Here is a 12,899-nt window from a genome sequence, read left to right as displayed (position 1 = left end):
ACCCCGAGTGTGCAACCGACCATCACAAAAGCCAATAGGCCCGGGCGATGGCCGGCGGCAGAATCAGTGGACGTCCTTCCAGTATTCCTTCTTCAGCAGGTACAGCAGGAAAGTCAGCAGGGCCAGGAACAGGATCACCCATACGCCCAGCTGCTGGCGCTTGAGCGCGGCCGGTTCACCGGCGTATTCGAGGAAGTTGGTGATGTCCCGAACGGCCTGATCGTACTGGCCGGCATCGACCGACCCGGGCGTTTCGATTTTCAGGCCGGTCACCGGCGGGTCCATGCCGGGCGCTTCCGCCTTGCCGTGCACCGCATGCTGCAGGCCCTGCATCTCCCACAGCGGGTTGGGCATGGAGGCATTGGCGAACAGCGCGTTGTTCCAGCCCAGCGGGCGGCTGCTGTCCAGATAGAACGACTTGAGATAGGTGTAGACCCAGTCACTGCCCCGCACGCGCGAGATCAGGCTGAGATCGGGCGGCATCTTGCCGAACCACTTCTCCGCGTTCTCCTTGGGCATCGCCACCGGGATCGGGTCGCCGATCGCCGAGCCGGTGAAGTTGAGGTTGTTCATCACCTCTTCCTCGGTCAGGCCCAGGTCCTGCGCCATCCGCGAATAGCGCAGGTACTTCAGCGCATGGCAGCCGGAGCAGTAGTTCATGTACAACTGCGCGCCGCGCTGCAGCGAGGCGCGGTCACCGAGGTCGTTGCCGGCCTGCAGCAGCGGGGTGCCGCCTTCGGCGGCGGAGGCCAGGAAACTGCCCAGCATCAGGGTGGCCGCCAGGGCCAGCCGGACCATCCAGCGCTCAGTCATGCGTGGTCACCCTCTCCGGTACCGGCTTGGTCCTGTCCAACCTTGTCCATAGCGGCATCGTGATGAAGAACGCGAAGTACAGGAAGGTCAACACCCGCCCGATGTAGGTCTCGTGCACGTCGGTGCCCGGGCCGGAACCAATCACGCCCAGCCACACGAAGCACACCGCCAGCACGCCCAGCATCACCTTCGAGATCCAGCCGCGGTAGCGCACCGATTTCACCTTCGCCTTGTCCAGCCACGGCACCAGGAACAGGATCGCGATGGCCGAGAACATCACCAGCACGCCGCCCAGCTTGTTCGGCACCACGCGCAACATCGCGTAGTACGGCGTGTAGTACCAGACCGGCTTGATGTGTTCCGGGGTCACCAGGCGGTTGGCTTCGGTGAAGTTGTCGTGCTCCAGGAACAGGCCGCCGAAACCGGGGGCGAAGAAGATGATGAAGGCGGCGATGATCAGCAGGAAGCCGGCACCGACGCCATCCTTGAGCGTGTAGTACGGATGGAACGGAATGCCGTCGGCCGGGGCGTTCGGCGACCAGCGGTTGCCCTTGGGCCCCTTCTTGATCTCCACGCCATCGGGGTTGTTCGACCCCACCTCGTGCAGCGCGCCCAGGTGCAGCACCACCAGCAACAGCAGCACCAGCGGCAGTGCGATGACGTGCAGCGCGAAGAAGCGGTTGAGCGTGGCGTCACTGGGCAGGTAGTCGCCCATGATCCACTCGGTCAGGCCGTTGCCGATCACCGGTATCGCGCCGAACAGCGAAATGATCACCTTGGCGCCCCAGAACGACATCTGGCCCCACGGCAGCACGTAGCCCATGAAGGCTTCGGCCATCAGCACCAGGTAGATCAGCATGCCCAGGATCCACACCAGCTCGCGCGGCTTCTGGTAACTGCCGTACAGCAGGCCGCGGAACATGTGCAGGTAGACCACGATGAAGAACAGCGAGGCCCCGGTGGAGTGCATGTAGCGGATCAGCCAGCCCCACTCCACATCACGCATGATGTATTCGATGGAGCCGAACGCCTCGGCGGCGTTGGTCTTGTAGTGCATCGTCAGGAAGATGCCGGTGACGATCTGGTTGACCAGCACCAGCAGCGCCAGCGAACCGAAGTAGTACCAGATGTTGAAGTTCTTCGGCGCGTAGTACTCGGTGACGTGCTTGCGGTAGACCGGCATCAGGCCCGGCGCGCGGGCATTGACCCAGTCGGCCACGCCGCTGGCGGTACGAGCGAGGATATTGGCCATCAGGCTGCCCCCTGCGGATCGACACCGATGATGATGGTGTTGTCGTCCTGGTAATGGTGCGCGGGCACCTTCAGGTTGATCGGCGCCGGCACGTCCTTGAAGACGCGGCCGGACATGTCGAAGCGCGACTTGTGGCAGGGGCAGAAGTAGCCGCCCTTCCACTGCGGGTCATAGGGTTCAGGCCGGATCTCGGCGACCATTTCCGGCGAGCAACCCAGGTGCGTGCACAGGCCGACCAGCACGGAAATGTCCGGCTTGATCGAGCGCAGCTCGGGGTTCTGCTTCAGCACGTAGTCCGGCTGCTGGTCCTTCTCGCCGGACTCGGGGTCCTTGAGGCGGCCATCGAGCCCGTGCAGTGCATCGAGGATCGCCTTGGACCGCTTGACGATCCAGATCGGCTGGCCACGCCATTCCACGATCAGGCGTTGGCCTTCCTGCAGGGCGCTGATGTCGGCCACCACCGGTGCGCCGGCAAGCTTGGCACGGGCACTGGGGTTCCAGGATTTGATGAAAGGAACAGCGGTGAATCCGACGCCGACGGCGCCCACCACGGCTGTGGTGGCAGAAAGAAAACGCCGACGTCCGGTGTTGACTGGATCGTGTACCCCATCGTTGGCCATCCGGCACTCCGATATTGATTAGGTAGCTTTAAGGCTGCCAGCGGATCCGGTGGGGGCCAGAGCCGCATTGAATCATGGGCGAGTGTAGCGGAACCGTCGAGCGCCACACAACGCATTGCAACAACATTGATTACGGGGCTGCCAGCCAGTGGCCGGTCGGTACCGGCCATTGCCCAAGGTTGCCGGCCAGCGGCCGGCACTACTGGTGCGTCAATGCGGTGCGGTAACGCTCGGCCAGCTGCCCGACCCGGCGCACGTAGTACTGGGTCTCGCTGTAGGGCGGCACGCCACCGTGGCGGTCAACCGCGCCTTCGCCCGCGTTGTAGCCAGCCGCGGCCAGGGTCAGGTCGCCATTGAAACGCTTCAACAACCACGCAAGATACTGCACGCCACCGCGGATGTTCTGCCCGGCATCGTAGGAATCGCTGACTCCGAAACGGGCCGCGGTTGGCGGCATCAGCTGCATCAGGCCCTGCGCGCCGGCGCGGCTGAGCGCGGTCGGGTTGTAGGCCGACTCGGCGTGGATGATGGCGCGCACCACGGCTTCGTCGACGCCGAACTCGCGCGCGGCCGAGCTGATCTCGGTCTGGAACGCGGTGGTGTTCAACCGCACCGAACCGAAGTCCACGCGCGGGTTGACGCCACAGGCATAGCAGCGCTCCATGAAACTGTAGCGGATGGTGCGCACCGGGCCGAGGTTGGCGACCTGGGTCGGGCGCGCACTGGTGTAGTGGCGCACGCCGTCCTTCATGAAGGAATAGACCTGGCCGCTGACCATGCGCCCGCTGCGCGAGGCGACCGGGGGCGCGGGCACGGCGGCTGGCGCAGCCGCCGGTGCCGCAGCGCTGGCCGCCACCGCCACCGGGTTGCGCTCGATGCTGGCCACGGTGGTCGGCGCCGGCTTCGGCGCGGCCACCACCGGGCGCGGTGCCGGGCGGAGGTCGCGGCTGTAGCTGATGGCGCTGCAGCGGGCCCCGGCCAGGCGCTTGCTGACATAGCTGGTGACCCCGTCGGCGCCCTGGCACTTGAACAGGGTGCCCGCGCTGGCCGGCGCAGCGGTCAGCGCAGCGATGATGATCGCCGTTGTCCCCAGTATCCCCTTCATGCCGGCGAGTGTCCCAGCTTCGCCGGGGCTTGCCAAGCGACGCGGCTCAGCCTGTGACGGGCGGCACAGCCAGCACCTGCCCCAATCCGGCCAGGCGCTGTGCCAGTTCATCGCGCAGGCCCGGCGGCGTGGTCCACACCGCCACCGGCACCCGGTCCAGGCTGAGGATCTGCGCCAGCATCATGCCGCGGCTCTCGGCGCCCATGCGCAGCAGGCAATGGTCGGGCCCATCGTCCTCCAGCACACCACACCAGGGCGGGATGCGGCATTCCAGCTCGGCGCGGCTGCCGGCCAGGCGGACGATGGCCTGCAGGGCGAACGGGGCCTGGCTGACCGCCTGCCGCACCATCACATCTGGCGGTGCGGGCGTACGGCGGTGCATGCCCGGCTCGGCGCATTCGCGCACCGCGCCCATCCGGTCCACGCGCAGGGTGCGCCAGTCCTGCCGGCCCAGGTCCCAGGCCAGCAGGTACCAGCGCCGCCCGTAGTTGACCAGGTGCTGCGCCTCGACCTCGCGCTGGGTCACCGCTTCCTGGGCACTGCGGTATTCGAAGGCCAGCCGTGACGCCTGCCGGCAGTGCTGGGCCAGCCGCCCGAGCAGGCGTGCGTCGGTGGACGGAAGGTCGGACAGGGTGGCGGTGGCGGCATGCACCTCGCCGGCCTGCTGGCGGCGACGGGTCGGCACCAGCGGATCGAGCTTGGACAACAGGCCACGCGCGGTGTCGTCGATGCCGGCGACGGTCGCAGAGGCCGCGCGCAGGGCGATGGCCAGGGTAGTCGCCTCCTCCTCGTCCAGCAGCATCGGCAGCACCGGCGCCCCTGCCCCCAGCTGGTAGCCGCCGCCAACCCCGGACGAGGCCCGGACCGGATAACCCAGCTCGCGCAGGCGCTCGACGTCACGGCGGATGCTGCGCCGGTCCACGCCCATGCGCTCGGCGAGTTCAGCCCCGGACCACTGGCGGCGGGCCTGCAGCAGGGCGATCAGGCGAAGCAGTCGATGGGCGGTGCGGCGCATGAAGGATCGAGGACAGAAGTCGTCCGCAATAGTGCCTCAGGATGGCCTCCAGTTCACCACCCACCGCAAGGAGCAATGCCATGAATTCACGCCAGATCACCCTGTACCACGCCGCCCGTTCCCGCTCGAGCGGCGCCGTGGCCCTGCTCGAAGCACTGGGTGCCGACTACCGCATGCAGGTGCTGGACCTGAAGGCGGGCGCCAACCTGGCCCCGGCCTACCTGGCCATCAACCCGATGGGCAAGGTGCCGGCGATCGTCCACAACGGTGCGCTGGTGACCGAGCAGGTGGCGATCTATCTGTACCTGGCCGACCTGTATCCGGAGGCCGGCCTGGCACCGCCGATCGGCGACGCCCTGCGCGGGCCCTACCTGCGCTGGATGGCCTTCTATGGCGCCTGTTTCGAGCCGGCGATGATCGACAAGGCGATGCACCGCGAGCCGCCGCCGCGCCTGATGTCGCCGTATAACGACGCCGAGACCGTGCTGCAGGTGATCGAGGCCCAGCTGGCGCAGGGCCCCTACCTGCTCGGCGAGACGATGAGCGCCGCCGACGTGCTGTGGGGCAATGCGCTGGCCTGGACCACGGCCTTCGGCCTGGTGCAGCCTGCACCGGCCACGGCTGATTACATTGCACGGATGAGCGCGATGACCGCCTTCGACCGTTCGCGGCAGATCGATGCGGAACTGGCGGCGTAAGCAGCGCCCCCTTGTAGAGCCGAGCCCACGCTCGGCTGCTCCTCCGCCTTGCAAAGGCAGCCGAGCACGGGCTCGGCTCTACAGTGATGGCCACGCTGGGCATGGGCGCGGTTGCACGGGCGCGGCGGCTGGCGTGGGATGCGGGTAGAATTGCCCGCTTTCCCGCCACCCGAATGGATTAAGCGCCATGACCGGGACGCCAGACGTCTTTCCGCCCACCACACCGGGCGGTACCCCGCTCGTTGCCCTGCCCGCTGGTCCGCGCAAGCCCGACCAGGTGAAAGGCAAGCTGTACATCAAGACCCACGGTTGCCAGATGAACGAGTACGACTCGGCCAAGATGGCCGACGTGCTTGCCGCCAGCGATGGCCTGGAACTGACCGACAGCCCGGACGACGCCGACGTCATCCTGGTCAACACCTGCTCCATCCGCGAGAAGGCGCAGGAGAAGGTGTTCAGCCAGCTGGGCGTGTGGAAGGGCCTGAAGAACAAGGGCCGTGAAGTCATCATCGGCGTCGGCGGCTGCGTCGCCTCGCAGGAAGGCGAAGCGATCATCAAGCGCGCGCCGTTCGTCGACCTGGTGTTCGGCCCGCAGACCCTGCACCGCCTGCCGGAGCTGATCCGTGCACGCCGCGAGCAGAAGCGCCCGCAGGTCGACATCAGCTTCCCCGAGATCGAGAAGTTCGATCGCCTGCCCGAGCCGCGCGCCGAAGGTCCCTCGGCATTCGTGTCGATCATGGAAGGCTGTTCCAAGTACTGTTCGTTCTGCGTGGTGCCCTACACCCGCGGCACCGAAGTCAGCCGCCCGTTCGAGGATGTGGTGGTGGAGGTGGCGCAGCTGGCCGCACAGGGCGTGCGCGAGATCAACCTGCTCGGGCAGAACGTCAACGCCTATCGCGGGCCCTATGGTGACGGTGAGTTCGCCGACCTCGGCCTGCTGATCCGCACCATCGCCGAGATCGATGGCGTTGGCCGCATCCGCTTCACCACCTCGCATCCGCTGGAGTTCAGCGATTCGCTGATCGATGCGTTCCGTGACGTGCCACAGCTGGCCAACTTCCTGCACCTGCCGGTACAGGCCGGCAGCGACCGCGTGCTGTCGGCGATGAAACGCGGCTACACCGCGCTGGAGTTCAAGTCGAAGATCCGCAAGCTGCGCGCAGTCCGCCCGGACATCTCGATCAGCTCGGACTTCATCGTGGGTTTTCCCGGCGAGACCGAGGCCGACTTCGAGAAGACCATGAAGCTGATCGAGGATATCGGCTTCGACCACAGTTTCTCCTTCATCTACTCGCGCCGCCCGGGCACTCCTGCCGCGGACCTGGAGGACACGCTCAGCGATGCCGAGAAGCACGCGCGCCTGTCGCGCCTGCAGGAACGCATCAACGCCCATGCCGCCCGCATCTCCGAAAAGATGGTCGGCACCGTGCAGACCGTGCTGGTGGAAGGGCCCTCGCGCAAGAACCCGAACGAGCTGACCGGCAAGACCGAGAACATGCGTTCGGTGAACTTCCCGGCGCCGGCGCGATTGATCGGCCAGTTCGTGGATGTGGTGATCACCGAAGCGCTGACCAATTCGCTGCGCGCGCGGGTGGTGGCGGAATGAATCTTCGGGTCGGAGCCCCAAAGGGGCTCCGGCCCGCCGGCCCGATAAATTGGGTTCGGAGCCCCTGCGGGGATCCGACCCCCTGCCTTCAATCCAGGCGCTTGCGGAAGCGCAGGATCGCCAGCGTCATCATCACCACGATGAAGGCCAGCAGCGCCAGCGCATCCGCCCACAGTTCCCACAGCGAGGCACCGCGCAGCATGATGCCGCGCACCAGGCGCAGGAAATGGGTCAGTGGCAGCACCTCGGCCAGCCACTGTACCGGCGATGGCATGCCAGCGAATGGGAACATGAAGCCCGACAACAGGATCGAGGGCAGGAACAGGAACAGCGTCATCTGCATCGCCTGGAACTGCGAGCGCGCACGCGTTGAGATCAGCAGGCCCAGCGCCAGGTTGGCCAGCACCAGCAGCACCGCGGCAAGATAGATGTCCAGCAGGCTGCCGCGGATCGGCACCTCGAACAGCCACGTGCCAAGCACCAGCACCAGCGTGGTCTGCAGCAGGCCGATGGCCGCATAGGGCAGCACCTTGCCGACCATCAGCTCGCTGCGCGACACCGGCGTGGCGATCAGCAGTTCCATGTTGCCGCGCTCGCGTTCGCGCACCACCGCTACCGCCGTGAACATCACCAGGGTCATGGTCAGGATCACCCCGATCAGGCCCGGTACGATGTTCACCGCCGAGCGCCGCTGCGGGTTGTAGAAGCTGGTCACGCTGACCGGACCACTGGCGATGCTGCCTTCGCGCAGGGGACGGGTGTTGCTGGTCGGGCGCGTGTCCAGCGGCACCTGCGCCAGCTGGATCGCCGCGCTCTGCACCACGGTGTCACTGCCATCGACCAGCACCTGCACCGCCTCGCGTCCATCGAAGCGGCGACGCTCGAAGTCGGCCGGCACCACGATGCCGACACTGATCTCGCCACGGCGCAGCGCCTGCATCAGCTGGGCAGGCGTGTAGGCTTCGCTGCGCGGCGTGATCACGCCGGTGGCCACCATGTCCTGCACCAGCGCGCGCGAAGCGGCGCTGTTGGCCTGATCGGCGACACCCGCATCGAGATGACGCAGGTTGAGGTTGATCGCATAGCCGAACAGCAACAGCTGCATCACCGGAATGCCAACGATCATCGCCAGCGTGATGCGGTCGCGGCGCAGCTGCCGCAGCTCCTTGAGCATGATCGCCCACAGCCGGCGCAGGTTCATGCCGCCGGCTCCCGGCCGCGGCCACGGGTGGCGGCCACGAACACATCTTCCAGGTTCGGCGCCACCGTCTGGATGCGGGCCTGCGGGTCAGCGTTGGCAAGTGCACGGGCCAGCACTGCGACGTCCGCTGCGCCCTCATTGCACAGCACGCGCAGCTGGGTGCCGATCTGCGCCACGCTCAGCACACCGGGCAGCTCAGACAGTGCGCGGCTGGCCTGCCGCGGCTGCGACGACGTGACCTGCAACGTGCGGCCGTCCAGCCGTGCGCACAGCTCAGCCGGCGTGCCATCGGCGACCAGCGCACCACGGTCCAGGATTGCCAGCCGGTGGCAGCGCTCGGCCTCGTCCATGTAGTGGGTCGACACCAGCACGGTGGTACCGGCGTCGGCAAGTTCAAACAGGGCTTCCCAGAAATCACGGCGCGATTCCGGATCGACCGCGCTGGTCGGCTCGTCCAGGAACAGCAGCTCGGGCGCGTGCACGACGGCGCCGGCCAGGGCGAGGCGCTGCTTCTGGCCACCGCTGAGGGTTCCGGCCAGCTGCGGCTGCCGGTCCAGCAGACGGTACTGCTGCAACAGTTCGTCGACCCGCTGCCGGGCCTGCGCGCGTGGCAGATCCTGGATGGCGGCGAGGAATTCCAGGTTCTCGCGCACCGACAGGTCCTCATACAACGAGAAGCGCTGGGTCATGTAGCCGATGCGCCGGCGCAGTGCTTCGGCCTGCTCGGGAACCTGCAGCCCCAGCACCTCGATCTGCCCAGCGCTCGGTTCCAGCAGGCCGCACAGCATGCGGATGGTGGTCGACTTTCCGGATCCATTCGGCCCCAGGAAGCCGTACACCCGCCCGCGCGGCACAGTCAGGTCGACATTGTCCACGGCCAGAAGATCGCCGAAGCGGCGGGTCAAGCCCTGCGCATGCACCGCGATGTCGTCGCCGGTGTTCAGAAGCGCACCTGCACCGGCAGTCCGGCCGGAAGCTTCTGCATGTCGGTGGCCGTGTCCACTTCGATCTCGGCCAGATAGCTCAGGCGCTCGACGTCATCACCGGTCAGTGCGTAGTACGGGGTGAACGAGGGCTCGCTGCGGATTGAGCGCACGTGCCCCTTCAGCACGGTGCTGCCGCCTTCCAGCTGTATCTGCGCGGCCTGCCCGACCTTGACCTGCAGGCGCAGCGGCTGCGGCAGGTAGACGCGTGCATAGGGGCGCTCGCCAACCAGCATCACCGCCAGCGGCGCCCCGATCGGTGCCTGGTCACCCTGCCGGTAGGGCAAGGCATCGACCACGCCATCGCGCGGTGCGCGCAGCTGCAGCTTCTGCAGGTTGACGCCCTGCACCACCTGCTGCGCCTGTGCGGCGTCGGCGGCCGCCTGGCCCTGGGTGATGTCCTGCGCGCGACTGCCGTGCACCCGCTCCAGCCAAACCTGCTCGGCGGCCCGCACGCTGGCCTCGGCATTGCCGGCAGCCGCCCGTGCACGGTCCAGCTCGGCGGCGGCGATCAGGCGCTGGCGTGCCAGCGGTTGCACCCGACGGTAGTAGGCCGTGGCTTCAGCAGACTGCGCGCGCAACGCGGCCAGCTGCGCCTGGGCCTGCGCGATCTGTTCCTGGCGCGGACCGATCTTCAGTTCTTCCAGCTGGGCCTGCGCGCGCACCGTGTCGGCCTGCGCCGCGGCGAACTGCGCGTCGCCGCGGGCGGGGTCGAGCTGCATCAGCACTGCTCCGGCCTTGACCTGCTGGCCCTCGCGCACCTCCACCGTGGCGATCACTTCGGCCGCCGGCGCCGGCACCGTGATCCGGTCCCACTCCAGCGTGCCGAGCGCTGCAGGCGGCGCCTGCCCACACCCTGCCAGCAGGCCGATACCCACCAATCCGATTCCACGCATCCCGTTGCCGATGCCCATGCCATCCCCTCCTGCGACGGCGCCACGGTGCCATCCGCCCCGTGCACCCTCAATGATTCCGATCAGCCCTGACGGTTTTTTCACCATGCGTTGGCGAGCCTTTGGCTGCAAGGCTCCGCGCCACCTATCCACAGGTTGATTCGGCATCATTCCACAACCGGTGTGGAAAACCGGCAACACGGGATCCTGTTGCTCGCCTGGCAGCGGAACCTGCGCTGCGATCACGAAGAACGCCGGCGTGCCCTGGAAGTTCTCGGCCACGCGCTGCGACGTGCCCTCCCTCCCGGTCCGCCCGTCCTGCGGGTGCCGGCACGCCCGGGTCCGTGACGATTTTTTCACCACCCCCTCATGACGCTTGTGGCACAAGCACTGTAGAGGTCTATCCACAGGTTTCCGCAGCCCCCGTCCACACCGGGTGTGGAAAAGCATGTATCGACCCCGTGCTGGCCGCGCGCCCGCTGCGCGCGCTACCCTTGTCCTCCCTGAATACACTGCGGTGGAAGGCTTCCGCCCCACCCAAGGCAATGAAAAGCATCGAACATCGAGACTTCACCCTGTCGCCGGAAGACACCGAGCGGCTGGCCAACCTGTGCGGCCCCTTCGATGGGCACCTGCGCCAGATCGAGCTGAAGCTCGGCGTGGAGATCGCCAACCGCGGTTTCGTGTTCCGCATCAGCGGGCCCAACGAAGCCATCGTCGAGGCGCAGAAGCTGGTTGAAGCGCTGTACGCCGAAGCCGGCGAAACCACCTTCGACAACCACGCCATCCACCTGCGCCTGGCGCAGGCCAACGTCGAGCAGATCGCCGAACGCTCCTACGAAGCGCAGGAGGTGGCGATCAAGGTCAAGCGCGGCACGGTGCGCGGTCGCGGTGCCAACCAGGGCCGCTACCTGCACCAGATCGCCACGCATGACATCAACTTCGGCATCGGCCCGGCCGGCACCGGCAAGACCTTCCTTGCCGTGGCCAGCGCGGTCGAAGCGCTGAACGAATCACGGGTGCAGCGCTTGATCCTGGTGCGCCCGGCGGTGGAGGCCGGCGAGAAGCTGGGCTTCCTGCCCGGTGACCTGAGCCAGAAGGTCGATCCCTACCTGCGACCGCTGTACGACGCCCTCTACGAGATGATGGGCGTGGAGAAGGTGGTCAAGCTGCTGGAAAAGAACGTCATCGAAATCGCGCCGCTGGCCTACATGCGTGGCCGCACGCTCAACGATGCCTTCGTGATCCTGGACGAAGCACAGAACACCACCATCGAGCAGATGAAGATGTTCCTGACCCGCCTCGGCTACGGTTCCACCGCCGTGGTCACCGGCGACCTGACCCAGACCGATCTCCCCAAGCACGTGAAGTCCGGCCTGCGCGATGCCATCGACGTGCTGCGCGAGGTCGAGGGCGTCAGCTTCACCTTCTTCGAGTCGCGCGACGTAGTCCGCCACCCGCTGGTGGCGCGCATCGTCAGCGCCTACGATCGCCGTGACCTGCATCAGATCCAACCTGGAGCAACTCCATGACCCGTGGTCCCGTGCGACTGGACGTCGCTGTCAGTTATGCCCTGCCGCGCACCGGCCTGCCGGCGGCGGTCAGCTTCCGCAAGTGGGTGGCTGCTGCGCTGAAAGGCCGCATCCGCGAAGCCGACCTGGCCATCCGCGTGGTCGATGCCAAGGAAGGGCAGTCACTGAACCGCCATTATCGCGGCAAGGATTACGCGACCAACGTGCTCAGCTTCCCGGCCGAAGTGCCCGAAGGGCTGCCCAAGGGCGTGAAGTTTCCGCTGCTGGGCGACCTGGTGATCTGCGCACCGGTGGTGGCCCGCGAGGCCGATGAACAGGGCAAGGCGCTCAACGCCCACTACGCACACCTGACCGTGCACGGCGTGCTGCACCTGCTCGGCTGGGACCACGAGGACGACAAGGAAGCCGACGCCATGGAACAGCTGGAGCGCGAGATCCTGGCCGAGCTCGGCATCGCCGACCCCTACGCCGGCGAGCGCTGAGGCCCACGCACACCGGGATCTTCACGGAGGACGCGCCCATCGCGCTGCTGCCCGCACTCATCGCCGCTCTTCTGCAGGTGACCACTGCCCCGGGCATCGACCCCGGCCGGGAACGACCGTCGCCGTTCCCGGCCAGCGACAGCGCCGCCGACATTGCCGCCAAGGTCGCCGAGGTGCAGGCGTTCTTTGACGTCAGCCAACAGACGGCGCGTCAGGCGGTCGCCGAGGCGCAGCAGCACGCATTGATGGAACGTTTGAAAGCGCGCCACGCGGCACGCCTCGCCGGAATCTGGGTGGACAACGCGGCAGGTTGGAACGTCGTCGTTCGACTGACTGGCCCAGCACCCGCGGCCGATGAGACACATCCAGGGGCGGATGGCCCGCAACGCGTGCGCTACATCACCGGCGCCGCGATGACCGAAGCGGAGATGCAGCGCCGCCTGCACGCACAGCGGGACTGGCTGCTGGCCCAGCTGCCCGACCTGTTCGGCTATAGCCTGGATGTCACGACCGGGGAACTGGAGGTTGAGCTGCGGGATACCCCGGCCAACCGCGCGACGGCGGCGGCCGTGCGCGATCACCTGCAGGTGCAACTGGGCTATCCGGTCAGGCTGCGCTGGTACCCAGCGACCACGCGCAGGCATCCGCCCTGATTGCCTTGGGGCGCTCGCGATGGCTGGCCGGGACCGGTACGATCAC

The 12,899-nt window shown here is 67.2% G+C and carries 13 protein-coding genes; 5 read left to right on the top strand and 8 right to left on the bottom strand.

What is annotated here, in order from left to right; translation table 11 throughout:
• Nucleotides 1–63: 63 nt before the first annotated feature.
• The 5 genes from AC5P98_RS03335 to AC5P98_RS03315 all read right to left on the bottom strand — a co-directional run bounded on the left by AC5P98_RS03335 (nt 64) and on the right by AC5P98_RS03315 (nt 4,805).
• Complete coding sequence (locus AC5P98_RS03335) at nt 64–813, bottom strand: cytochrome c1 (RefSeq protein WP_032960911.1); 750 nt, start codon at nt 811–813, stop codon at nt 64–66.
• Nucleotides 806–2,065 (bottom strand): cytochrome b, encoded by a 1,260-nt coding sequence (locus AC5P98_RS03330; protein WP_014646581.1) that lies wholly within the window; start codon nt 2,063–2,065, stop codon nt 806–808. Before AC5P98_RS03330 ends, AC5P98_RS03335 begins: the two co-directional genes overlap by 8 nt.
• Complete coding sequence (gene petA / locus AC5P98_RS03325; RefSeq protein ID WP_004151998.1) at nt 2,065–2,685, bottom strand: ubiquinol-cytochrome c reductase iron-sulfur subunit; 621 nt, start codon at nt 2,683–2,685, stop codon at nt 2,065–2,067. The genes AC5P98_RS03330 and petA overlap by 1 nt, the downstream gene beginning before the upstream one ends.
• Nucleotides 2,686–2,884: 199 nt before the next feature.
• Nucleotides 2,885–3,790: a lytic transglycosylase domain-containing protein gene (locus AC5P98_RS03320; protein WP_014646580.1), complete on the bottom strand. Its 906-nt coding sequence runs from the start codon at nt 3,788–3,790 to the stop codon at nt 2,885–2,887.
• A 46-nt stretch (nt 3,791–3,836) separates the two neighbouring features.
• On the bottom strand, nt 3,837–4,805 hold the full coding sequence (locus AC5P98_RS03315; RefSeq protein WP_049408062.1) for a helix-turn-helix transcriptional regulator: 969 nt from the start codon (nt 4,803–4,805) through the stop codon (nt 3,837–3,839).
• A gap of 80 nt (nt 4,806–4,885) precedes the next feature.
• On the opposite strand from AC5P98_RS03315, the gene AC5P98_RS03310 reads away from it, so the two are divergent.
• A complete protein-coding gene (locus AC5P98_RS03310; RefSeq protein WP_014646578.1) occupies nt 4,886–5,503 on the top strand; it encodes a glutathione S-transferase family protein in 618 nt (205 codons plus the stop codon).
• A 187-nt stretch (nt 5,504–5,690) separates the two neighbouring features.
• Nucleotides 5,691–7,109: a tRNA (N6-isopentenyl adenosine(37)-C2)-methylthiotransferase MiaB gene (miaB, locus tag AC5P98_RS03305; protein WP_049408065.1), complete on the top strand. Its 1,419-nt coding sequence runs from the start codon at nt 5,691–5,693 to the stop codon at nt 7,107–7,109.
• 88 nt (nt 7,110–7,197) lie between these two features.
• On the opposite strand, the gene AC5P98_RS03300 is transcribed toward miaB, so the two are convergent.
• From AC5P98_RS03300 to AC5P98_RS03290, 3 genes are read right to left on the bottom strand one after another with little or no spacing between them, the layout of a single operon-like run.
• Entirely contained in the window at nt 7,198–8,310 is a 1,113-nt protein-coding gene (locus AC5P98_RS03300; RefSeq protein WP_049408067.1) for an ABC transporter permease, read from the bottom strand.
• Nucleotides 8,307–9,230 (bottom strand): ABC transporter ATP-binding protein, encoded by a 924-nt coding sequence (locus AC5P98_RS03295; RefSeq protein WP_049408069.1) that lies wholly within the window; start codon nt 9,228–9,230, stop codon nt 8,307–8,309. Before AC5P98_RS03295 ends, AC5P98_RS03300 begins: the two co-directional genes overlap by 4 nt.
• A gap of 20 nt (nt 9,231–9,250) precedes the next feature.
• Nucleotides 9,251–10,207, bottom strand: coding sequence for an HlyD family secretion protein (locus tag AC5P98_RS03290; protein WP_049408071.1), 957 nt, complete (start codon nt 10,205–10,207; stop codon nt 9,251–9,253).
• A 524-nt stretch (nt 10,208–10,731) separates the two neighbouring features.
• Between AC5P98_RS03290 and AC5P98_RS03285 the strand changes: the two genes are divergently transcribed.
• The 3 genes from AC5P98_RS03285 (at nt 10,732) to AC5P98_RS03275 (ending at nt 12,853) form a co-directional block, all read left to right on the top strand.
• A complete protein-coding gene (locus AC5P98_RS03285) occupies nt 10,732–11,718 on the top strand; it encodes a PhoH family protein (RefSeq protein ID WP_032960924.1) in 987 nt (328 codons plus the stop codon).
• Nucleotides 11,715–12,200 carry an rRNA maturation RNase YbeY gene (ybeY, locus tag AC5P98_RS03280; protein ID WP_014036587.1) on the top strand — a complete coding sequence of 162 codons (486 nt, stop codon included), beginning with the start codon at nt 11,715–11,717 and terminating at the stop codon, nt 12,198–12,200. The genes AC5P98_RS03285 and ybeY overlap by 4 nt, the downstream gene beginning before the upstream one ends.
• A gap of 77 nt (nt 12,201–12,277) precedes the next feature.
• Nucleotides 12,278–12,853 (top strand): hypothetical protein, encoded by a 576-nt coding sequence (locus AC5P98_RS03275; protein WP_014646572.1) that lies wholly within the window; start codon nt 12,278–12,280, stop codon nt 12,851–12,853.
• Nucleotides 12,854–12,899: the final 46 nt, after the last annotated feature.

Source organism: Stenotrophomonas sp. YJH_SMC_135 (assembly GCF_059372355.1).
Note: the sequence above shows the minus strand (reverse complement) of the source record. Positions and strands in the feature narration are given on the sequence as shown.